16 protein-coding genes and 1 tRNA gene are annotated in these 22,489 nt (G+C 53.0%); 9 read left to right on the forward strand and 8 right to left on the reverse strand.

Going from position 1 to position 22,489, the window contains the following annotated elements:
• Positions 1-73: 73 nt before the first annotated feature.
• From KAJ71_RS03455 to KAJ71_RS03495, 9 genes are all read left to right on the forward strand, one after another.
• Positions 74-988 carry an ABC transporter permease subunit gene (locus KAJ71_RS03455; protein WP_021180268.1) on the forward strand — a complete coding sequence of 305 codons (915 nt, stop codon included), beginning with the start codon at positions 74-76 and terminating at the stop codon, positions 986-988.
• 9 nt (positions 989-997) lie between these two features.
• On the forward strand, positions 998-2,284 hold the full coding sequence (livM, locus tag KAJ71_RS03460) for a high-affinity branched-chain amino acid ABC transporter permease LivM (RefSeq protein ID WP_248944388.1): 1,287 nt from the start codon (positions 998-1,000) through the stop codon (positions 2,282-2,284).
• Positions 2,281-3,156: an ABC transporter ATP-binding protein gene (locus tag KAJ71_RS03465; RefSeq protein ID WP_024485157.1), complete on the forward strand. Its 876-nt coding sequence runs from the start codon at positions 2,281-2,283 to the stop codon at positions 3,154-3,156. The genes livM and KAJ71_RS03465 overlap by 4 nt, the downstream gene beginning before the upstream one ends.
• Positions 3,153-3,869 carry an ABC transporter ATP-binding protein gene (locus KAJ71_RS03470; protein WP_248944389.1) on the forward strand — a complete coding sequence of 239 codons (717 nt, stop codon included), beginning with the start codon at positions 3,153-3,155 and terminating at the stop codon, positions 3,867-3,869. Before KAJ71_RS03465 ends, KAJ71_RS03470 begins: the two co-directional genes overlap by 4 nt.
• Before the next feature lie 203 nt (positions 3,870-4,072).
• Positions 4,073-5,260: a sugar transporter gene (locus KAJ71_RS03475; protein ID WP_248944390.1), complete on the forward strand. Its 1,188-nt coding sequence runs from the start codon at positions 4,073-4,075 to the stop codon at positions 5,258-5,260.
• A 257-nt stretch (positions 5,261-5,517) separates the two neighbouring features.
• Positions 5,518-5,871 (forward strand): type II toxin-antitoxin system RelE/ParE family toxin, encoded by a 354-nt coding sequence (locus KAJ71_RS03480; RefSeq protein WP_248944391.1) that lies wholly within the window; start codon positions 5,518-5,520, stop codon positions 5,869-5,871.
• A 3-nt stretch (positions 5,872-5,874) separates the two neighbouring features.
• On the forward strand, positions 5,875-6,177 hold the full coding sequence (proR, locus tag KAJ71_RS03485) for a transcriptional regulator ProR (protein WP_021180280.1): 303 nt from the start codon (positions 5,875-5,877) through the stop codon (positions 6,175-6,177).
• 143 nt (positions 6,178-6,320) lie between these two features.
• Positions 6,321-7,181 carry an aldo/keto reductase family oxidoreductase gene (locus KAJ71_RS03490; protein ID WP_248944392.1) on the forward strand — a complete coding sequence of 287 codons (861 nt, stop codon included), beginning with the start codon at positions 6,321-6,323 and terminating at the stop codon, positions 7,179-7,181.
• A 249-nt stretch (positions 7,182-7,430) separates the two neighbouring features.
• Positions 7,431-8,633 (forward strand): Bcr/CflA family multidrug efflux MFS transporter, encoded by a 1,203-nt coding sequence (locus KAJ71_RS03495; RefSeq protein WP_248944393.1) that lies wholly within the window; start codon positions 7,431-7,433, stop codon positions 8,631-8,633.
• Positions 8,634-8,706: 73 nt separating this feature from the next.
• Here the strand turns inward: KAJ71_RS03495 and KAJ71_RS03500 are convergent, their stop codons facing one another.
• The 8 genes from KAJ71_RS03500 to KAJ71_RS03535 form a co-directional block, all read right to left on the reverse strand.
• The gene (locus KAJ71_RS03500) at positions 8,707-9,651 is read right to left on the reverse strand and encodes a p-hydroxyphenylacetate 3-hydroxylase reductase component (RefSeq protein WP_248944394.1); all 945 of its coding nucleotides are present in this window, start codon (positions 9,649-9,651) and stop codon (positions 8,707-8,709) included.
• A 20-nt stretch (positions 9,652-9,671) separates the two neighbouring features.
• Entirely contained in the window at positions 9,672-10,841 is a 1,170-nt protein-coding gene (locus KAJ71_RS03505; protein WP_248944395.1) for a p-hydroxyphenylacetate 3-hydroxylase oxygenase component, read from the reverse strand.
• Positions 10,842-11,237: 396 nt separating this feature from the next.
• Entirely contained in the window at positions 11,238-13,793 is a 2,556-nt protein-coding gene (locus tag KAJ71_RS03510; protein ID WP_248944396.1) for an N-6 DNA methylase, read from the reverse strand.
• Positions 13,794-14,328: 535 nt separating this feature from the next.
• Positions 14,329-14,404 (reverse strand) — tRNA-Asn (locus KAJ71_RS03515).
• A 112-nt stretch (positions 14,405-14,516) separates the two neighbouring features.
• The gene (locus tag KAJ71_RS03520) at positions 14,517-17,606 is read right to left on the reverse strand and encodes a beta-galactosidase (protein WP_248944397.1); all 3,090 of its coding nucleotides are present in this window, start codon (positions 17,604-17,606) and stop codon (positions 14,517-14,519) included.
• 212 nt (positions 17,607-17,818) lie between these two features.
• Positions 17,819-18,877 carry a ferric ABC transporter ATP-binding protein gene (gene fbpC, locus KAJ71_RS03525; RefSeq protein WP_248944398.1) on the reverse strand — a complete coding sequence of 353 codons (1,059 nt, stop codon included), beginning with the start codon at positions 18,875-18,877 and terminating at the stop codon, positions 17,819-17,821.
• 25 nt (positions 18,878-18,902) lie between these two features.
• Positions 18,903-20,981 carry an ABC transporter permease gene (locus KAJ71_RS03530; protein ID WP_248944399.1) on the reverse strand — a complete coding sequence of 693 codons (2,079 nt, stop codon included), beginning with the start codon at positions 20,979-20,981 and terminating at the stop codon, positions 18,903-18,905.
• A 272-nt stretch (positions 20,982-21,253) separates the two neighbouring features.
• A complete protein-coding gene (locus KAJ71_RS03535) occupies positions 21,254-22,285 on the reverse strand; it encodes an ABC transporter substrate-binding protein (protein WP_248944400.1) in 1,032 nt (343 codons plus the stop codon).
• Positions 22,286-22,489 lie beyond the last annotated feature (204 nt).

Here is a 22,489-nt window from a genome sequence, read left to right on the forward strand (position 1 = left end):
ATCCGTTCCTTAACCCCCTTTGGGCCGTGTGGTGCTGAACTTGCGGCCCGCCCATCAGGTGAGATTGCTTATTATGGATGTATTCTTCCTGCAACAGCTGATTAACGGCCTGACTCTTGGCGCGGTGTATGGCCTGATCGCCATCGGCTACACCATGGTGTACGGCATTATTGGCATGATCAACTTCGCCCACGGCGAGGTGTATATGATCTCTGCCTATCTGTGTGCGATTGGCCTGGCGCTGCTCTCTTTCTTTGGTCTGCACTCTTTCCCGCTGTTGATCCTGGGCACCCTGGTTTTCACCATCGTGGTCACTGGTGTTTATGGCTGGGTGATCGAACGTATTGCTTACAAACCGCTGCGTAACTCCACGCGTCTGGCTCCGCTGATTTCAGCCATCGGTATGTCTCTTATCTTGCAGAACTATGCGCAGATCAGCCAAGGGCCGCGCCAGCAGGGGATCCCCACGCTGCTGGACGGCGTTTTTCGGCTCAATTTTGATGGTGGTGTGATCCAGATTACCTACACCAAGGTATTTATTCTGGTCGCTGCACTATTGGGCATGGCGGTGCTTACCTATGTGATCCAACGCACGCGGCTGGGGCGTATCTGCCGGGCTACGCAACAGGATCGCAAGATGGCGTCGATACTCGGTATCAATACCGATCGGGTGATCTCGCTGGTGTTTGTGATTGGCGCGGCGATGGCCGGACTGGCGGGAGTGTTGGTCACCATGAACTACGGCACCTTCGATTTTTACGTGGGCTTTATTATCGGCGTCAAAGCCTTCACCGCAGCGGTGCTGGGGGGCATAGGCTCATTGCCCGGCGCGATGCTCGGAGGCCTGTTGCTTGGCGTGGCAGAGGCACAGTTCGCCGGCATGGTGAACTCAGATTACAAGGATGTGTTTTCATTCGGTCTGCTGGTGGTGATCCTGATTTTCCGCCCTCAGGGCCTGCTGGGGCGGCCAATGGTCGCTAAGGTGTGAGGGAAAACTATGTCTCAATCCACAGTTCATCAAGGGCTGAGTATTAAACGCAGCCTGTTGGATGCCGTGCTCGCGGGTCTGATCGCGCTGATTGTGTTTGGCCCGATCGTCGGCATCGTGCTGGACGGCTACAGTTTCAACTTTGAGCCACGCCGCCTGGTGGTGATTGTTGCGGTAGTTATGGCGGGGCGCTTGTTACTCAGCCTGTTTTTGCAAACGCCGCTCGGGCGCAAGGTGTCAGCACGCTTTGAGGGGGGCAATGACGGTGTTTATGTTCGGCCAGTCGGAGCCAGAACGAGCCTGCGTTGGCTCCTGCCACTATTGGCGGTGTTGGCATTGCTGTTCCCGTTTATGGCGACCAAATACCTGCTGACCGTGGCGATCCTCGGCCTGATTTATGTGTTGTTAGGGCTAGGATTGAACATTGTGGTGGGGCTGGCCGGGCTGCTCGATCTGGGTTACGTGGCGTTTTATGCCATTGGTGCCTACGGCCTGGCGCTGGGCTATCAGTATTTGGGCCTGGGCTTTTGGGCGATGTTGCCGCTGGGTGCGCTAATGGCGGCGCTGGCCGGGGCATTGCTGGGGTTCCCGGTGCTGCGTATGCACGGTGACTATCTGGCGATAGTGACGCTGGGCTTTGGTGAAATCATTCGCTTGGTGCTGAATAACTGGGTGTCGTTAACCGGTGGGCCAAACGGCGTTTCGGTTCCTGCTCCGACTCTGTTCGGCCTGGAGTTCGGCCGCCGAGCCAAGGAAGGGGGAGTACCGATCCACGAGTTCCTCGGTATTACCTATAACCCCAACCTGAAGTTTATCTTTATCTACGCGGTCTTGTGCCTGGTGGTGGTGTTGGTGCTGTTCATCAAACATCGGCTGACGCGGATGCCGATAGGGAGGGCGTGGGAAGCGCTGCGGGAGGATGAAATCGCCTGCCGCTCGCTCGGGCTTAATCATGTGCTGGTCAAACTCTCGGCGTTTATGATGGGGGCTTCCACCGCAGGGATTGCTGGGGTGTTCTTTGCCACCTATCAAGGGTTCGTCAATCCAACGTCGTTTACCTTCTTTGAATCGGCGCTGATCCTGGCGATCGTGGTGCTGGGGGGAATGGGATCGACTATCGGCGTCGTGCTGGCTGCCTTTGTGCTGACGGTGGCCCCGGAACTGCTGCGCAGCTTTGCCGAATATCGAGTGTTACTGTTTGGCGTACTGATGGTGTTGATGATGATCTGGCGGCCACGCGGCCTGGTGCGTATCAGCCGTAGCAGCTTTACGCCACGCAAGGGGGTAGCACCATGAGCGATGCCATTTTGCGCGTTGAACATTTGATGATGCATTTCGGTGGCATCAAAGCGCTGAACGATGTAAATCTCGAGGTGGAGCGTGGGTCGATTACCGCGTTGATCGGCCCGAACGGCGCGGGGAAAACCACGGTGTTCAACTGCCTGACGGGTTTTTACCGTGCCAGCGGCGGGGCGATCCTGCTTAATACCCATAAACGGCCCATTGATGTGATCCGTATCCTCGGCCAGAAATTCCGTGCAGGGGATTGGATTAACCCCGCGCAACTGGGTTCCCGCCTGTACTACAAAATGTTTGGTGGCACACATCTGGTGAACCGTGCCGGATTGGCCCGCACCTTCCAGAATATCCGCCTGTTCCGTGAGATGTCGGTGGTGGAGAACCTGCTGGTGGCGCAACACCGTTTGAGTAACCGCAACCTGATTGCTGGCGTGCTCAATACGCCTGCCTATCGCCGGGCAGAAAATGAAGCGCTGGATCGGGCATTTTACTGGCTGGAGGTGGTCGAGTTGGTGGACTGTGCTAACCGACTGGCGGGGGAGATGTCTTATGGTCAGCAGCGGCGGCTGGAGATCGCCCGCGCGATGTGCACCACCCCGGAAATGATCTGCCTGGACGAACCCGCCGCCGGGCTGAACCCGGTCGAAACCGCAACCCTGAGCCGGATCATCCGCTTTCTGCGCCAGCATCATGATATTACGGTGCTGCTGATCGAACATGATATGGGAATGGTGATGGAGATTTCCGACCGGGTGATCGTGCTGGATCACGGTAATGTGATCGCCGAGGGAACGCCGCAGGAGATCCAACACAATGACAGCGTGATCGCCGCTTATCTGGGCGCAGACGAAGAGGAGCTGGCGGGATGAGCGAGGTGATGCTGGAGTTTCGTGAGGTAGATGTCCATTACGGCCCGATCCAGGCGCTGCAACAGGTGTCATTGCAGGTCAGGCAAGGGGAAACTGTAGCGTTGATCGGGGCCAACGGGGCAGGGAAATCCACCTTGCTGATGTCAATCTTTGGCCAACCTCGCATCAGCGGTGGACAGATCCTGTTTCAGGGGGCCGATATCAGCCAACGGTCGACGCATTTTGTGGCCAGTAGCGGTATCGCGCAGGCCCCGGAAGGGCGGCGGATTTTCCCCGACATGAGCGTGGAAGAAAACCTGCTGATGGGCACCATCACTCTCGGCAACCATTATGCTGCTGAAGATATGCAGCGTATGTATGAGCTGTTTCCACGCCTGAAAGAGCGGCGTCACCAGCGGGCGATGACCATGTCCGGTGGTGAGCAGCAAATGTTGGCGATAGCCCGTGCGCTGATGAGCCGGCCAAAGCTGCTGTTGCTGGATGAGCCGAGTCTGGGGCTGGCGCCGATCATCGTCAAACAGATCTTCAGCATCCTGCGCGAGCTGGCCAACGGCGGCATGACGATTTTCCTGGTAGAGCAAAACGCCAACCATGCGCTGAAGCTGTCCGATCGGGGCTATGTGATGGTCAATGGGCAAATCCGCCTGAGCGGTAGCGGTGCGGAACTGCTGAGCAATCATGAGGTGAGAAAGGCATATTTGGGGGGAGCGTAAAGGCAACCGCCCCCGACGAGGGGCGGTCAGATTAATGACAAAGAGGCAATGTTGCTGAATGGGTAGGGATCGAACATGCTCGATCATAGGGCGTCCCTACTGTTGAAAAAAACAGCGCCACAAAAACGTGATCTAGGTCGCATTCTGGTTACAGGTTAGTTAAAATGGCGCTACTGCCAGCCCCTGTTCCGGAACACCTTACAATGGATGAAATCAGCACTTCCCGCTCGACCGCCTGGATGCGCGTGGTCGTCTTGGCCATTTCGGCATTTATTTTTAATACTACCGAATTTATCCCGGTCGGGTTATTGAGTGATATTGCCCAAAGCTTTGGGATGCAAACCGAACAGGTGGGGCTGATCATCACCATTTATGCCTGGATCGTTGCCACGATGTCGCTGGTTTGTATGTTGCTGACCAGCAAGATTGAGCGGCGTAAGCTGCTGATCGGGGTATTTATCCTGTTTATTGCCAGCCATGTGCTCACCGCGGTGGCCTGGAACTTTACCACCTTGGTGATCTCGCGTGCCGGTGTGGCGTTGGCGCACTCGGTGTTCTGGTCGATCACCGCGTCATTGGCCATTCGTGTCGCGCCAGCAGGCAAGAAGGCGCAGGCACTGAGCATGCTTGCGGGGGGAACCGCGCTGGCGATGGTGTTGGGCTTACCGTTAGGCAGAGTGGTGGGGCAGTTGCTCGGCTGGCGGATGACCTTTATTGGCATCGCCGTGTGCGCTACTTTGGCGTTGGTGATGCTGTGGCGCTTGCTGCCGGTGCTGAAAAGCGAGCATTCCGGTTCACTGGCTAGCGTTCCACTGCTGTTCAAACGCCCGGAGTTGGTCAGCCTGTATATGTTGACCATCATCGTGGTGACGGCGCACTTTACTGCCTACAGCTACATCGAGCCATTTATCCAGACCGTGGCCGGATTATCCGCCAACTTTACCACTTTGATGTTGTTGCTGTTTGGCGCTGCGGGTATTGTTGGCAGCCTGCTATTCAGCCGCTATAGCGAACGTTTCCCGTCGGGTTTCTTTATGGGGGCAATTGGTCTGCTGGCCATCAGCCTGTTATTGCTGTTGCCCGCCTCCGGCAATGAAACGACTCTGACGTTGCTGTGTGTGATCTGGGGCATGGCCATCATGGCGATTGGCCTTTCGATGCAGGCGAAGGTGCTGAGCCTGGCACCGGATGCGACCGATGTCTCGATGGCGATCTTCTCCGGTTTGTATAACTTTGGTATCGGCGGTGGTGCGTTGCTGGGCAATCAGGTCAGCCTGCATCTTGGAATGCCAAACATTGGTTTCGTCGGTGCGCCGTTGGCCCTGATCGCCCTCGGCTGGTGTATCTTGAGTTTCTACCGCAGTGAACGCTTCCAGCACCATCGGGCCTAATCCACGTTCCCTTGATTGCCGCGCTCGGTAATCAAGGGCCCCCTAAGACCTATCCTCTCTTTAGCTCCCATCTTGCCGCCATGTTTTGCTACCAGATACGCAAAATATCAACGCTCATGTTTCACCTTCATCGAAATGCAGGGATCGGCTCCCAGCTTCATCATTGTGGCCGATGTCTCTCGTCCCAAGCTCCGATATAATGCAAATTATAGGTTTACACCTATATAGTTTTTGACCTATATTGCTAAGGAGCACATGTGTGGGAAATTAAAACAACGGATACGTTTGACGAGTGGTTCAGCCGGTTGGAGGACACTGACAAAGCTTCTGTGCTGGCGTCACTCATTGTACTGCGTGAAAAAGGTCCTCAGTTGCCCAGACCTTATGCCGACACGGTGAAGGGATCGCGTTACAGCAACATGAAGGAATTACGCGTGCAAAGCCGAGGAATGCCGATACGAGCGTTCTTTGCCTTTGATCCACATCGTCGCGGTATTTTACTTTGTGCTGGTAGTAAGGCCGGTAATGAGAAGCGTTTTTATGAGGTGATGATCCCGATTGCCGATCGGGAGTTTACCCAATTTCTGAATACAGCAGAGAACAAGGAGTAGGCCATGGGCAGAACACTGGAACAAATCCTGGCGGAAGAAAAACCTGAAGTAGTGGCCAGCGCTGAGCGCATTGCGGCGGATACGCTGCTCAATATTCACCTGGCCGAACTACGTGAGCGGGTGCAGAAAACCCAGGTTGAAATGGCGCAGGCACTTGGCATCAAACAACCCACCGTGGCGGGCATGGAAAAGCCTGGCCGCGATCTGAAGCTCTCCTCGCTCAAACGCTATATCGAGGCAGCAGGGGGCAAGCTGCGTCTGGATATCGAGCTGCCGGATGGTTCCCACTATGGGTTTGTTATTTAATCTACTGGCTCGATGATTCAACCCTAAATCTGTCGCGGATAGGTTTGAACGCTGTAGCTTGCCAGGCGACGGGTATATATTGTTTGCCTATCGTGGGTAATAGCAGCGTCTGAACTTTGCGCCCTCTTATTAGGAGTTTGATTATGTCCAGCACTCATCTGTCAGGTACCTTTACGCTCGGCACGCATACCGTCAAGCGGCTCGGCTATGGCGCCATGCAGCTCGCCGGGCCGGGTGTTTTCGGCCCGCCGAAGGATCCTGAAACGGCCATCGCGGTTCTGCGTGAAGTGATTGCCAACGGGGTCAACCATATCGATACCAGCGATTTTTATGGCCCGCATTACACCAATCAAATCATTCGCCAGGCACTGCATCCTTATGCCGACGATCTGGTCATTGTCACCAAGATCGGCGCTCGCCGCGATGAGCAAGGCGCATGGTTGCCTGCGTTTTCTCCGGCGGAGCTGACCCAGGCCGTGCATGACAACTTGCGTAACCTGGGGGTGGATGTGCTTGATGTGGTCAATCTGCGCTGCATGTTTGATGCACACGGGCCGGCAGAAGGGTCGCTTGAAGAGCCGCTCTCCGTGTTAGCCGAGCTACAACAGCAGGGGCTGGTACGCCATATCGGCCTGAGCAATGTCACCTCGGCTCAGGTTGCGCAAGGGCAGAAGATTTGTGAAGTTGTCTGCGTACAGAATAATTACAACCTGGCACACCGGGATGACGACGCGCTGATCGACGAACTGGCTGGCAAGGGGATTGCCTATGTGCCGTTCTTCCCGCTGGGGGGATTCACACCGTTGCAGTCTACGACGTTGTCAGAAGTTGCGCAGCAGGTGGGGGCCTCGCCTTTGCAGGTGGCTCTTGCCTGGTTGTTACAGCGTTCACCTAACATTCTGCTCATCCCTGGGACATCTTCCTTGGCACATCTGAAAGAGAATCTTGCTGTCGCCCAACTCCAACTGCCGAGCGATGCGATTGCGAAGCTGAATGCGATGTAAGGCAGCCCGGCAAAAGTCACCTCTGCGGGAGCCCTGGGTTCCCGCTTACAATCTACCTTCCCCAGCATTCACAACCCTCGTTGCGTTAATACTATTAATATATTAACAAAATCCATTCTTACCATGAACATCAAAATTGATGTCTTAAAATGTGTCCATTTCATAAGATGATTGTTAATATATTAACAAATAATTACCAAGACTAACGCTCGCAACCGCTGAGGCGTTATTGATGATAAAGGAGCCGCTATGCCACCTGCCTTTACTAACCGACCGCCACGTTGGCTGATCCCGCTACTGGGATCGCTGGTGGCTTTTGGCCCGCTGTCGATTGATATGTATCTGCCTGCGTTACCCGCGATGGGGGAGCAACTACATGCTACACAGGGGCAGATGCAGCTCTCATTGGGGGCATTCTTTGCCGGTTTTTGCGTCGGTATGTTGCTGTACGGGCCGCTTAGTGATCGGCTAGGCAGGCGAAAGTTGCTGTTGAGCGGCATGCTGTTGTTCGTGATTGCCAGCCTGCTATGCACGCAGGTCACGCAGGTTGAGCAACTGGTGGTACTGCGGGCGTTACAGGCATTTGGTAGCGGGGCCGCTGTAGTGATGGCGCGCGCCATCGTCAGGGATGTTTACGCTTCAGATGAGCTGCCCCGAGTGTTATCGCTGATGACGCTGGTTACCATGATTGCCCCGTTGCTGGCACCGCTGTTAGGTGGTGCTTTGCTGACGTTCTTCGACTGGCAAGCCATCTTCATGCTGTTGGCGGTGGTGGGCTGCATCAGCGGGTTATTGGTGTTCTGGGTACTGCCGGAGACGTTAAAGACCCCGCCAGGGCAGTCAGGCAGCATCCTGAAGGCGTTCCACAATTATTGCCTGCTGGTCCGTGACAGAGAGGCGATGGGTATTATTGCTACCCTGGCGTTTTCCTTCGCGGGCATGTTTGCCTTTATCAGCGGTTCTCCCTTTGTCTACATCAGCTACTTCCAGGTGCCCGCTCAGTATTACGGGCTGCTATTTGGCTGTAATGTCATTGGCATGATCGTAGTGCTGCTGCTCAACGTGCGGATGCTGAAGGTTTACAGCCTGCCACGCTTATTGATGATACAAAGCAGCGCCCAGGTGTTATTTGGCCTGTTGCTACTGGTGTTCCATCAGCAGAGCCTGTCCATCCTGGTGATTCTGGTGGTGCTGTTTATGTCGCTGGTGAATGCTATCGGCACCAACAGCCTGTCGTTATTGTTGCAACAGCGTGGCCAACAGGCTGGGAGTGCCAGTGCTCTGGCGATCTCATTGCAGTTTGGCATGGGGGCATTGGCAAGCCTGGCGGTGTCCTGGTTGCAGGATGACACACCGTTTGCCATGACGTTGGTGATGGCCGTCTGTGCGGCGCTAGGTTGGGTAGGGCAGCGGATGTCTGTGGCACGCATTGGTTCACGGCTGCATGAATAGGTAGGATGCGGTGGTGAGGTTTTCATGCGCATTGCCGCTGGCGACAATGCGCATGAGGTTTACCGAGGTAAACTCACTGACTATTGGCAATAATAGCGCGCAACAGCTTCTTCAAAATGCCCACTTCGTCGCCCGTGAAGGCGGACAGTACTTGCTCTTGCTGCTTGGCGGCAATATCTCTCAGCACGCTGGCCTGACGTTCGCCTGCCTCGGTCAAGTGATGGCCGTTCTCGGTGCTGGACACCAAGCTTTTACGGTACAAAGCTTCCTGCGCCTCTTCAATTTCCCTGGTTGGCATCGCCATTTCCGCCAGCAGGCAGGCCTTATCAAGGCAGGCATCGCTGTCCAGCACCAGCAGCATTCTGGCCTCGCTGGCCCGCAACCCGGTGGAGAGTTGCTTGGGCTGGTAACTGCTTTGATAGCTGCGCAGCGCCTGGGTGAGCAAGTAGAAGACGTTGTTATTCAGGCGCTCTTGCCTGGCGCTGCTCACTGCGTTCTGTGCAACGCGTTCTGCCACCTGCGGGTAAGGCAGCACCATGGAATAAGCGCCCTGGTGATACACCAGCGGTGCGCGGCCCAAGTCGTCAAACGCCACGACTTTACCTATCAGTATCCAATGGTCGCCGCCGTCAACCTGCTGATATTTCTCACACTGAAAGCGTGCGGCACAGTCGATAAGCAAAGGTACGTCACCAGCGCCGACCTCCACCTCAATCCCGGCAAATTTATCCTCGCTGGGACGGGCGAAGCGATTGGAAATATCCATCTGATCGGCAGCTAGCACATTAATGGCGAAGTGGCTGGCCTGCTCAAAGATCGCGTAGCTGCCGGAGCGTTTATCAATGCTCCACAATACCAACGGCGGATCCAGTGAGACCGAGTTAAAGCTGTTGGCCGTTACGCCCACGCGGGTGCCATCTGCTGTTGCTGCTGTCACTACCGTCACGCCGGTGGCGAAGTTGCCCAGCGCACGGCGAAATGCGCGAGGATCCAGGGCTGGTTCTGTGTGATGTGTCATTAAATAGGAACTCCTGCTCGTTACACCATCGTCGGATCGGGGTCTAACCCCATCAACTCGCGGCCCAATATCTGTGCGCAAACATCGTAATCGGTATAGGCGTGTGCCCCGGTCATGTGCGAGTCGCGGAACAGGCGCTGGATCTCATTGCTTTCCATCCAACTGGTTGCCCCTGCGGCGCTGAATAAGCGATCGACCGATTCGATGCACATTTTGACCGCATAGGCCTGGTTGGTGCGCCAGAACGTCAATGTCTGGTGAGTGGGATATTGGTGCTGGCGACCGTGTTCGGCATGTTCTTGCCAGGTTTTTTCCAAAAAGGCGCGGGCGGCGGCAACCTGATGGGTGGACTCCGCCAGACGCATCAGCGCCGGGGTGGCAGTACCCACGCTGGCACCCGTGTAGGCTCGCACGCGGTTTTGGGTTTTTTCCTTAAAGGCGACCAGCATACGCTCCGCTATGCCAAGGCTGATGGCGGCAAAACCGCAGGCAAAATAGGGGCGATAGGGCGAGTAGAAGATATTACTGTCTGGGTAGAGACCGAAACCCGCAGAACGCCCGTGCATCATATCCTGAGCGGCTTCAATACGGTGGTTTGGCACGAAGGCGTTTTTTATGACCAGCGTTTTGGAACCGCTGCCGCGCATGCCAACCGCAAACCAGTCATCACGAATTTCGTAATCGCTACGTGGGAGCACACCAAAACTATAGATCAACTCACCGTCGGTGTTTTTGCGGCGAAAGCCGACAATCGCCCATTCGGCATGGTCACAACCGCTGCTCCAGCCCATTTCGCCGCTCAGATAGACACCGCCTTCGGTTTCCTCAACACGGCCAAACGGGGCAATACTGCTGCTGGCGGTGGCGTCTGGATTATCTCCCCAGATCTCTTGTTGTAGTTTTGGGGAAAACATCGCTATCTGATGGCTGTGGGTACATAGCAGGCTGAAAGCCCAGGCCGTTCCGCCACAGGCTCCGGCCAGCGCGGCGACACAGTCGGTGAATTCTGGCAGGGAGATTTCCAGACCACCGAATTTTTTCGGTTGGAAAACCCGGTGCATACCTATGCTTTTTAACAAACGGATATTCTCATCCGGTACTTTTCGTTCGCTTTCCGCCTGTGCGGCATTGGCAGCGATAAGTGGCAGAATGGGCAGTAATTTTTCCAGCATCGGGTTGCTAGTTTTCATCAGTTGGTTCCCTCGGTAGGGGTGGGCGTGGGATGAGTATGCGGTAAGGTTATTTTAATGGAATGTAACATTCAGGTAAAAAATTGTACTTTTCATGTTAAATGTTGAGGATGTGATCTGGAGGGGGGATCTGAAGGGCTAGGTGTGAGGCTCTCGGTTAGTCACCTGCAATGCACTGACGTCAGAATCACAAAACTTTGCATAAGCGGGGAACGCGCTAACCAGCATGGTCAGGCTGCAATCAGAAAACCGGTTGCTGCCCCGACATTAACTGGGAAATGCAATCCCGAGACAAGCAGCCCTGGTTTTCTATTTATTACATTATTTCAATCATACAACGCGAGTTCACCGTTCGGTTACCGAAAAGCAGGTTATGTTAAAACCTGCTTGGCGTTGTTATTTCAAGGTGTTTGCTAAATAATTCTGTAGTCTTGAAAGACGCTCTTTTTGTAGAAGCTCAATAAAACCCTCAATATATTCGAATGATATTTTACCGTCAATTGTAGGTAGGGTTATTTTTTCCTTTGCAGCATTTTTTCGGTTGAACTTGCTGCCATAGTTATACTTGCCTTTCACGGCGTGTCTAAATGCTGTTACTATAAAAAGATATACTTTCTCTCCGATTTCCCTATCAAATTTTTTATGCAAACATTGTATATGAGAATATCCAACAAAGTCTTTCGGCTGATAGAAAATAGCATCATCTGAAGTCGTGTCTGAAAAAGTGATAACATTTCCTTGCTCTGTTGGTTCTAAATCAACATATGCAGTTATCCCATTATTGATGCTAGTGTTAGACACGACAGGTATGTTTCCTGTTGATTTAAGTAAATCACGATTTGATAAACCATAGTTTTTTGTAGGTCTGATATCAAACAGTTCATCAATAGTATATTCAGACCACGCTACAGTATATTGATTGTTCAATATCTCTATTTTATTTTGCATGGCATCATGGTCAATTTCGGATTCTTTTAAAATCCTGTCAATATCCCAGAGAAGATAATCTGAAATTGTTTTTTTAAAATCGTCTAAGTGAACTTTTTTATTAGAATTCTTGTGTTTCTCAAAGTTCCAATCTTTTCCAGAATTGGTTATAAAGTCCTCAATGTAAACGGAATCTAAATCCCAGGATGCTTCTACTTTTGCATTTTTTCCCGCCTTGTAGATTTTTATAATATCTGAGTAACGTTTGCTTGGCTCATCAATATTATGTAATGCACGACTTCCTCTCTTGTAACCATCATTCCTGAAATCGATAAATTTTACCGGCTTATCATAATCGTGTGGCCTGTGCGCTTCAAATATATATATACTGGTCTGTACACCCGCCATTGGTTGGAATAAATCCATTGGCATTTTGATACTTGCTAACAACGTATGTTTTTTTAAGATTGATTTATTTGTGTTAACCGCTTTTCCTGAGCCAGCTGAATCTTGTATTATGATTGCACCCAAGCCACCTTTTTCCATTCTATCCAGACCAAAAGCAATAAATGGCATTCCATTCTCTGTATAGCTGAACGGTGGGTTTAATAATAGTATAGTCGCTTTGAAAGCATCATATACACTGGATGGTGTATTGAAAGTATTACCTTTTAATATGTTAGAACTCCCATCTCCTCTTAAAACCATGTTGGTAGCTGCTAAAGTATACATCTCCGCATTTAATTCAACGCCAAGAAGTTGTTGTTCCTTTATCTCTGCTATTTTTTGTTTAGATAAGGATGTTTTTTTACCGTACATTGATTCAACGTGCTCTATCATAATATCCATTGCAGATATTAAAAATCCAGCAGAGCCAGTGGCTAAGTCCATGACTTTTGAGTCTTTATCCACATTTAAAATTGAAGCCATCATCTTGGTGATGTAAGGTGGAGTGAGAACGATTCCAATTTCTTTTCCATCGCCTAACGCATATTTTAAAAATTCAGAATACATTTCACCCATTATATCCAGGTGACCAGCCATTGCATCGATAGATAAAAATATATTTTTATATATAAATGTGAATATTTGTTTGCTGGTGCTGGCTTCAGAGTTTATTAAAGTTGCGACTTCTGATTCCAGAACGATTTTTTCATCTCGTTGTGAATCTTTAGATATTTCATAAAAACTTGATAACATCAGTTCTTGTTTATCATATGGAATATCACGAGCTTTGAGGAATTCAGCTATTTGGTTAACTATTTGGACGCCATCTCTTTTAGAATTAGATTGGATTCCTTTTAAATCATCAGGTATTAAGCCATCTTGTATTTTAACACCATTTTTATCAATGACAGGTTGCATAGACAAAAGCATGCCAGATACATACAACACGCGTTGTGCTGCAGTAATATTTAAATTATGCATTAATTTGTTTAGGTTTTTCGCATATTTTTGCAAGCTTGCTTGAGAGTTTATAAGGATTTCATGCTTTTCATGCTCTGTTAAAATAGCGCTGTCATAGAACTCATTAAATGAGTTTTCATTTTCTAGAAAATCTAGTGACTGTACATCATTGAGGTATTTAAAAGAACGTTCTCCAGAGCCGTACACATAATAAACGTTCAGTTTGATATTACTTATAGAGTCACCCGCAATGGCCACCGCTATAACTTCATGATATTTTGCAGATGCAACAATTCCAGTTGCATAATATAGTGCTCCATTAACCGCATAACCTGAAATTGATTTATTATCAAATTTGATAATGCCCTTATTTTCCGATATGAGTTTGTTAGAGCCTAGTTTATTCTCTATAATGACGGGGATCTTATATTTAGTTAGGCTGAAATCAGGTTTGCCAAAGTTTGTTCTATTTTCAGTCTTAGCTCTACCCCGCAAAGCATCTTTTAAATAATCAGGTATTGCTGACTCTGTAAAAAAATCAATCTGATTTTTTAATTTCAAACTGTCAAATTTTTCTTTCACCCAATCATTTATATGTTCTTCTAGTTTGAATTCCATGCTGTTAATCATTAATTTGCGCCCTTGATTCCACCATAATTCTTTTATTTTATATTAATAAATCTTTGTTGTAAATGAATTTCACTACACTTTTAAAAGTTGTAGCTTTTATCGATCTTTTTAAATGGCATATATTAAGCGCGACACTAAAATTATAATAATTGGCCAAATAAATTTAGGGGTAATGAGTGTTTGTACATAATTATATATTGAATTTATGTCTATAATGTTTTACGAAAAAGCATGCCTCTTTACGCTTGTTAGAACCGAACCGAATGAAACCTTTCGATTTTCCAAGGGGCTCTGCTTTCTCTAGGTAAAGGAGGAAATGCAACAGATTGATGGCTCAATCGCCACAGGTTTCCTCTCTGGTTCTTGTCTGATCCCAGCCAGCGAAACGGCAGGATAAACACCGATAGAAAACACCTTTTGGGGGTAGCTTTGAGTGTTTTTAGTAGACGCGTGCAGAGAAGGGAACAACCAATTGATAAAAAACAAAAAACCAGATACCCGTGGATATCTGGTTTCTTTAATCTGGCTCCTCTGACTGGACTCGAACCAGTGACATACGGATTAACAGTCCGCCGTTCTACCGACTGAACTACAGAGGAATCGTGTGAACGGGCGGAATGATAACGAGGTGCCTGGGGGATGTCAAAGGGGATTACGCATTCTGCGTTTGTTTGCTTATAGAATGCGCAACCCGTTGAGCTTTTGGCAGATTTATCCCCTGGATACCCGTTTTAAGCTCAGTCGATAGTGATAATGCCCAGCAGTCAGCAGGAAGTCCTCGTTCACGCTTGGGCTCCAGGAGTCGTCACCGCCAACGCCCATATGCAGGGTATCCAGATGTAGCCAGGTGCCTGGCTCTTCTTTCAGTAAATGCACGTGGCTGCAATTCATCAACTGCTGTAGGCCGTAACGGCTGAGCGAGAAGTGGAAATGACCCTCGGCTTGCAGGTCGCCATATTGCAAACGCAGTGTGTCGCACCTAAGGCCGTTTTCCCCTGGGAAAATATAAGGGGTATGCAACTGCTCCAGCGGTCTGGTCCACAGCCCATGTTGGGCAGCAAGCTTGCGGTCTGGGTAATTCTCGTGCGGCCCCAGCCCCAACCATTGTGCCTGCGGGTGTACCTCGGCCAGTTGGCAACTCAGGCCGATACGGGCGGGAGGGGGCAGGGCGTCGGCCACGGTGACATCCACTTCAACCTGTATGCCACCGTGGCAATCGAACAGCCACTGTTTGCGGCTGTGCAGCAGCACCTGCTGGTTAAAGCTGAAGGTATGCTCGGTCACTACTCGCACACCGTCGCTTAATGCATCGGCATAAATCTGCGTGCACTGCTCCTGTAGTTGATACATCCCCGCCAGCTTCCAGCGCTCGACCCAGGCATTGGGATCGATGCGATCGACCTCGCTGATACCAATGTCGTTGTCCAACGGTGCGCGGATGAAGTTATCGCGCAGCGGCGTCAGTAGAGTAGCGACGTCATCTTGCCACCATTGGCTCAGGCAACCGGAGGCACGCTCGAACTGCCAGCGTTGGTTACCGTGGGTGATGTCAATCTGTTGCTCGTTCTGCGTTAATTGTGGGACAAAGCCGCCGTTGGCTGGTGATGTCAGGTGTAATGTGCGCGGCAAACGCCATTGATCCCAGGCGCAACGATGATGTTCTTCTGACCACTCTGTGGCATGAGGCTGCACCACCTCCACGTTTAGCCACAGTTCGCCTGGACGGTGGATTATCGGCAACTTATCCAGCAGGGTGACCGTAGTGCTGCCCTGTGGCGGCAGCTCGAGCAGCAGGCTGCCGCTGGCTCGTTCTACGCCGTCCAGCTCCAGCCGCCAGTTAAGTTGCTCATTATCCGTTGTACGGAACAGGTATTCGCTGGTGATAGTGAGTGCCAGTCGCTGGGCATCAAACTGGAACTGGAAAAACTGCTGTGCGCGTTGGGCTTCGAACAGCGCCGGGTGGGGACTGCGATCGGGGAAGACCAGCCCGTTGAGGCAGAACTGACGGTCATTCGGCGTATCGCCAAAGTCCCCGCCGTAGGCCCAGTAAGCCTGGCCGCTGTCATCTGTGCGGGTCAGGGCCTGATCGACCCAATCCCAGATAAATCCCCCCTGCAAACGCGGGTGCTTGCGAAAAGCCTGCCAGTAGCGATCAAAGCCGCCAAAGCTGTTGCCCATCGCATGTGCATACTCACATAGGATTAACGGGCGGTTTTCATCCGGCATGCCGATCCACTTCTTGATCGACCATTTAGGCACCGCCGGGAAAGGCTGATCCTGATCGACGCGGGCATACATGGGGCACACAATATCCGTGGCCGCTGAGTTGGCTCCGCCGCCTTCATACTGCACCGGGCGGGTAGGATCCTGGCTTTTCACCCAGCGGTACAGCGCATCATGGTTGCAACCGTGGCCGGACTCGTTGCCCAATGACCAGATGATGATGCAGGCATGGTTGCGATCGCGCTGTACCATGCGCGTAACGCGCTCGCTCATGGCGGGCAGCCACAGCGGATCGTTCGAAAGCCGGTTCATCGGCTGCATGCCGTGGGTTTCAATATTGGCTTCGTCGACCACGTACAGGCCGTAGCGATCGCACAGTTTGTACCACAGCGGATGGTTCGGATAATGGGAATAGCGCACCGCGTTGAAGTTATGCTGCTTCATCAGCAAAATATCCTGGCGCATGGTGGCTTCATCCATCACCTGGCCGTGCTCTGGATGGTGTTCGTGGCGGTTGACTCCCCGGATCAGCAAGGGTTGGCCGTTGAGCTTCAGCAACCCGTTGCTGATGGCAATCTGGCGGAAACCGACGTCAAAAGCTTCGGCTTCTATCAGCTCCCCGGTATGCGAAAGCAACAAGATCACCGCGCGATACAGCGCTGGCGTTTCCGCACTCCACAGCGCGGGTTGTTCCACGGGCAAACGCAGCGTGGTGCGATCGTCATAAGCGCCGCGCTCATCGATAATCTCGCTGCCGAAGCTTTGCGTCTGCTCGGCAATCAGGGCCTCTTTGTGCCACAGCTGCACCTGAACCCGATGTTGCTGGGGCTGATTGGCTTGTACCTCCACTACCAATTCCCCACGGCGGAAGCTATCACTCAGGGGCGTGCTGATATGAATATCGCTCAGGTGGACGGCGGGTTTATGCAGCAGGCTGACGTCGCGGAAAATCCCGCTCATCCGCCACATGTCCTGATCTTCCAGATAGCTGCCGTCGCACCAGCGTAGCACTATTACTGCCAGCCGGTTTTCACCAGGTTGCAGCACCGCGCTGAGGTCGAATTCGGCAGGCAGGCGGCTGTCTTGCGAATAACCGACCCAGTGGCCGTTGCACCACAGGTAAAACGCCGAGTTGACGCCGTCGAAAATAATGCGGGTTTGCCCACCGGCCAACCACTCGGCATCAACGTTAAAGCTGCGGGAATAGCAGCCGGTTGGATTATCTTCGGGTACCAGCGGTGGATTAACCGGGATCGGATATTTGACGTTGGTGTAGATCGGCGCGTCATAACCCGCTAGCTGCCAGTTGGCAGGTACAGCTAACGTGTCGGCATCCGGCAGATCCTGTTCCAGCCAGCTTTCTGGTACCGCCTGCGGGTGTGCGAAATAGCTGAACTGCCACTCGCCATTGAGCAGTTGTCTGCTCGGGCTGGCGGCATCTGCCCGGGCCGCAGTGGCATCACGCCAACTGGCAAACGGAGGATGTGCCGGTAGACGTTGGTAATGAGTGCAGGCAGGGTTTTGCCAATCGCGGCGGGCGAGGATTTCCGCCAGGGTAAAACGGGAGTTAGCATGCATGTGGGCGTTTCCTGAGCCGGTTCAAGCCAAAAGGTTAAGCGTTTACATGGCTGACAGCATTACCCGCCGACGCGCGTTTGCAAAGCGATAGAAGAGAAGAAACGGAGCGCGATCACATCAGTGTCGTAAATGCGGTGATATCGCGATAGGAGTAGGGGATGGGCATCGAAAAATACCCCGCCCGTAACCACGAGCGGGGGGGAAATTCAGGCTTACTCGTCGGCGAGTACAAACATGCCGAACGGATGGATTTGCAGGAAATAGCTATCCCCTGGTTCGGGCTGCAACTGCGTAGCGTTTACCTGTAGCAGCAGCGACTGATCGTGCCAGTTCACCAGCACCTCATACTGCGGCCCCATATAAGCCACCTTACTGATGGTGCAACGCTGACTCGGTTCCCCATGTTGGCTTAGGGTGATCGCTTCCGGACGCACGCCCACGGTACATTGCTGCAAACCGGGGGCAAACCCTTGTGGGCGCGGCACCGGGTAGCCGAAGATCTCTACGCCGCTGCTGGTCACCTTGGCCGGGAAGATGTTGGCATCCCCCATAAATCCGGCCATAAAGCGCGAGGCCGGGTAGCGATACAGCGTCTGCGGTGCGCCAATTTGCATGATTTCTCCTTTGTTCATCACCAACACGGTGTCCGAAACCGCAAAGGCTTCGCTCTGATCGTGAGTGACATAGAGTGAGGTGATGTTGAACTGCTGTTGCAACTCGCGGATCTTTTCACGCATGCTACGGCGCAGGTTGGCATCCAGGTTGCTCAGTGGTTCATCGAACAGCAACACCTTCGGTTTGAGGATCAGCGCACGCGCCAGGGCGACGCGTTGCTGCTGGCCGCCGGAGATCTGATCGACATAGCGCTCTTCAAACCCCTCCAGATCGACCAGCATCAGGGCTTCACGTACCCGATCGCGGATCTCTGCCTTGGGCCTTCCCAGCATTTTCAGGCCATAGCCGATGTTATCCCCCAGCGACATATGGGGGAACAGCGCGTAGGACTGGAACACCATGCAGATGTCCCGCTGCTGAATGGAGCGATCGGTCACGTCCTCGCCGTCGATAAAGATCTGCCCGCCACTGGGTTTTTCCAGCCCGGCAACCAGGCGCAGGACCGTGGTTTTGCCGCAGCCGGAAGGCCCAAGCAGCGTCACCATATCCCCTCGGGGGATCGCCAGGCTCAGGTTTTCAATCACGGTGTTGTTGCCAAACCGCTTGGCGACGTTTTTCAGTTCAACAAAGTGCTTTTTATCTTGCATGTCAGACATGTTGTTCATCCTTCTCCGCCGGGTATCAGGCCGCATTCCGGGCTTTGGAACGCGCGACCCGCGCTTCGCCAACCAGGGCATCAAACAGGAAAATAATCGCCAGCATCACTACGATCAGGATCGAGCCGTAGGCAATGGCCACGCCATACTCGCCGTCCTCGACCCGGTTAAGGATGTAGGACGTCGCGACGCGCGTATCTGGCGTAACCAGGAAAACAATGGCGCTCACGGTAGTCATGGCGCGGACAAAGCTGTAGACCAACGCCGAAAGGATCGCCGGGCGCAGCAAGGGCAGCAGGATATACACTATGGTGCGTAGCGAACCGGCACGCAGGCTGAGGGAAGCCTCATCCAGCGACTTGTCCAACTGCCCCAAACCGGCGATACCCGCGCGGATCCCCACTGGCACGTTGCGCATCACCATCGAAATGATCACGATGGCGGCCGTCCCGGTCAGGTAAACTGGCGCGCTGTTAAACGCCAGAATGTAGGAAACACCGGCGACGGTTCCCGGCACCGCGAAACACAGCATGGTGCTGAATTCGATCACTTTTTTACCCTGGAACTGCTGGCGTACTACGATGTAGGCAATCAGCAGGCCGAAGATGGCGGTGATCGGTGCGGCAATCCCGGCATACAGCAAGGTATCGATCAGTGAAGGCCATGCGCCGTCGCTGAACCCTTGGCCGAACAGTTTGCTGAAGTTGTCCAGCGTCAGCGTGTAGTCCACGCCCCAGTTAACGGTAAAGCTGCCGTAGAAAATGCTGCCGTACAGCAGGATGTTGAAGGCGATCCAGACATACAGCATCAGCGAGACGCCCCACACCAGCGTCACCGGCAGCGGCTGAACGTCGCCGTGGTTGGATTTGCCGGAAATGGTCACGTAGGAACGCTTGCCGATCCACATGTACTGCACGCAGAACACCAGCAGCGAGAACATCAGCAGCACCACGCCCAGCGTACTGGCTGCCTGATAATCAAGCTGCGCACCGGTAATGTAGAAGTAGATCTGCGTGGCCAATACGTCGAAGTTGCCACCGAGGACCAAGGGGTTACTGAAGTCCGCCAACGACTGAACAATGACGATCAGGAACGAGTTGGCCAATGCCGGTTTCAGCAGCGGCATAAACACTTGGGTAAAGGTCTGGAAGCGGTTAGCGCGCAACGTGTAGGACGCTTCTTCCAGCGACGGATGGATGGTCTTGATCGCCCCATCGAGGATCATAAATGACATGGGTGTAAAGGCCAGCACCTGGGCCAACCAGATCCCGGTAAAGCCGTAGAGCCAGTTGGTATTGGTCAGGCCAAACCAGGTCACCATCAACTCGGTGATGTAGCCGGAGCGGCCCATCATCAGGGTGACGCCTAAACCAACCACAAACGGCGGTGTGACGATTGGCAGGATCGAGAAGATACGGCCAATCACCGCCGAGCGGCGGGCGATACGTGTGGTATAAATCGCCAGCACCATGCCAAAGAAGGTACAGCCAATCCCGACGGCAACGGATAGCAGGAAGGAGTTCCAGATCACCTGCAGGATATGCGCCTGCCCAAGCGTTTGCATAAACGCCAACGGGGCGAAAGCACCGGCCTCATCGGTGAACATTGGGATAAAGATGGCGATGCTGGGGTAAATGATAAACAGCACGATCAGGGCGATCACCGCCACCAGCGAACCGAGTACGAAGCGATCGCCACCCAGCCATTCCAGCCTTGAGAGCGCAAGGGTGATCACTGCGCCCATTGCCACCAGCAGCGGCAAGGTAGCGAACCCCATCCCGGTACCGGTCGCGGCGGCGCTGATAAACACCAATAGCCCACAGGCCAGGGCATAACCGGCATCAAACAGGTGGCGGTTGCGTTGCTCGCGGCCAGTGGCAATCTGGGGGCGCACAACCAGCAGCAGCGGGGCGGCAAACCACAGCATGGCCAAGCCTGCATGTGACCATCCGTAGGCCGCCAGCAGCTCTTCGCTGGTCGCCTCCAGCAGCCCGTAGTCCAGGCTGTAGGAAGGCAGTAGGGCGAAACCTGCCAGCGCCAGCAGCAACCAGTAGAAAATGGGATCCCGCCCCTGCGCCGTGCGCAAGGTGATGGTTTCAGACATGATATTCCCCGAATTTAACTAATTGAAGCGGGCGTAGAACCTACGCCCGATAATACCCGTCGTCTTTCAAACTGCAGCGTTGTTACCTGCACTTAGCTATTCGGCCCATCCGTGGGCCTCACCCCTTCGGGGCCGCTGTGTACAGCGTTCAAATCTGTTCCCGACAGATTTGTCACCCCAGTCACTTACCCAAAAGTAAGCTCCTGGGGATGAGTAAGTTTGTCGCCTAGCTGCAACTTGAAATCCATAGGGTATTGGGATTGATGATGGGATCAGTGGCCCATCTTCACGTCGTTAACCCACTTGGTGATCAGCTTTTTACGCATGTCGGAAGCACCGTAGGTATCCATGTCGTAATCGATCAGCTTCAACTGATCCAATTTCAGCGAGTTAGGGGAAGTCTCAGCCGTGGTGTTGGTCAGGATCTGGTAAGACTGACCCTTCTTCCAGGAAAGCTCCTGAGCCTCTTTTGACAGTGCCCAATCCACGAACAGCTTGGCGTTTTCCATATTACGGGCGTTCTTGAGGATGCTGATGCCGCCGATTTCATAGCCAGAACCTTCGCACGGGGAAATCAGCCTCAGAGGTGCGCCTTTCTCTTTTTCCAGCGAATAGTCGTGTAGGAAGCCAATGCCGATCGTGGTTTCACCGCGCGCGGCGTTGCGGGCTGGGGCAATGCCGGACTTGGTGTACTGTGAGATATTGCCGTTCAGCTGTTTCAGGTAATCAAAGGCGGCCTCTTCGCCCCACAGCTGCGCAAAGGTGGCCAGTGCGGTGTAGGCCGTGCCGGAGCTTTGTGGGTCGGCAATTTGGATCTCCCCTTTGTAGATCGGGTTGGTCAAATCCTTCCAGCACTTGGGTTCAGGCAGGTTTTTCTCTTTAAGACGATCGGTGTTGACGCCAAAACCGAGAATGCCGATATACACCGCAGAGGAGTAGTTGCCTTTACGTTTGGCCGGATCGCGGAACTGCGGCATGATTTGCTCCAGGTTCGGCGAGGCGTAAGGCTCCAACAGGTCCATTTCGCCGGCCTGTGATTGAGGATCCAGCGTGCCGCCGTACCAGACGTCAGCCTGTGGGTTTTTCTTCTCCGCGTCTACCTTGGCCAAGGTGCTGCCAGAGCCGTTGCGGATAAAGCTGGTCTTGACGTCGTATTTCTCCCCGAAGACTTTGGCTTCTTCCTCGCACATGGCGTTGGTGGCGCTGCAATAGATCACCAGACGGCCTTTGGCCTGCACGGTTCCGGCCAGGGCAGTCAGCGCCAGCGTGGTGGCCAGCAGGGTGTTGAGAGGTGTCAATTTCATAGAGTCATCCTTTTTTGTTGTTGTCTTTGTAGGGTAAAGCAAACCAATTTCTTTTCTGGTGATAAGGAAACGACCCAACCCCCAAGGAGAGGGAGCCAGTCCGGTGTTGTGGTCAGGTACAAAAGCTAGTTTGTGGCAGGTACAGTCCTCTCACTCTGTGGGATAGGCATCGTAGGGGCGCCGCATGCTGCGCCCGTTGCACCC

It is taken from the genome of Serratia silvae (genome assembly GCF_023282985.1).
Classification (GTDB): domain Bacteria; phylum Pseudomonadota; class Gammaproteobacteria; order Enterobacterales; family Enterobacteriaceae; genus Chania; species Chania silvae.

Excerpts from the sequence above, each read along its gene's own strand:
- KAJ71_RS03455 (WP_021180268.1), top strand. The coding sequence starts at position 74 with ATGGATGTATTCTTCCTGCAACAGCTGATTAACGGCCTGACTCTTGGC.
- livM (WP_248944388.1), top strand. The coding sequence starts at position 998 with ATGTCTCAATCCACAGTTCATCAAGGGCTGAGTATTAAACGCAGCCTG.
- KAJ71_RS03465 (WP_024485157.1), top strand. The coding sequence starts at position 2,281 with ATGAGCGATGCCATTTTGCGCGTTGAACATTTGATGATGCATTTCGGT.
- KAJ71_RS03470 (WP_248944389.1), top strand. The coding sequence starts at position 3,153 with ATGAGCGAGGTGATGCTGGAGTTTCGTGAGGTAGATGTCCATTACGGC.
- KAJ71_RS03475 (WP_248944390.1), top strand. The coding sequence starts at position 4,073 with ATGGATGAAATCAGCACTTCCCGCTCGACCGCCTGGATGCGCGTGGTC.
- proR (WP_021180280.1), top strand. The coding sequence starts at position 5,875 with ATGGGCAGAACACTGGAACAAATCCTGGCGGAAGAAAAACCTGAAGTA.
- KAJ71_RS03490 (WP_248944392.1), top strand. The coding sequence starts at position 6,321 with ATGTCCAGCACTCATCTGTCAGGTACCTTTACGCTCGGCACGCATACC.
- KAJ71_RS03495 (WP_248944393.1), top strand. The coding sequence starts at position 7,431 with ATGCCACCTGCCTTTACTAACCGACCGCCACGTTGGCTGATCCCGCTA.
- KAJ71_RS03500 (WP_248944394.1), bottom strand. The coding sequence starts at position 9,651 with ATGACACATCACACAGAACCAGCCCTGGATCCTCGCGCATTTCGCCGT.
- KAJ71_RS03505 (WP_248944395.1), bottom strand. The coding sequence starts at position 10,841 with ATGAAAACTAGCAACCCGATGCTGGAAAAATTACTGCCCATTCTGCCA.
- KAJ71_RS03510 (WP_248944396.1), bottom strand. The coding sequence starts at position 13,793 with ATGGAATTCAAACTAGAAGAACATATAAATGATTGGGTGAAAGAAAAA.
- KAJ71_RS03520 (WP_248944397.1), bottom strand. The coding sequence starts at position 17,606 with ATGCATGCTAACTCCCGTTTTACCCTGGCGGAAATCCTCGCCCGCCGC.
- fbpC (WP_248944398.1), bottom strand. The coding sequence starts at position 18,877 with ATGTCTGACATGCAAGATAAAAAGCACTTTGTTGAACTGAAAAACGTC.
- KAJ71_RS03530 (WP_248944399.1), bottom strand. The coding sequence starts at position 20,981 with ATGTCTGAAACCATCACCTTGCGCACGGCGCAGGGGCGGGATCCCATT.
- KAJ71_RS03535 (WP_248944400.1), bottom strand. The coding sequence starts at position 22,285 with ATGAAATTGACACCTCTCAACACCCTGCTGGCCACCACGCTGGCGCTG.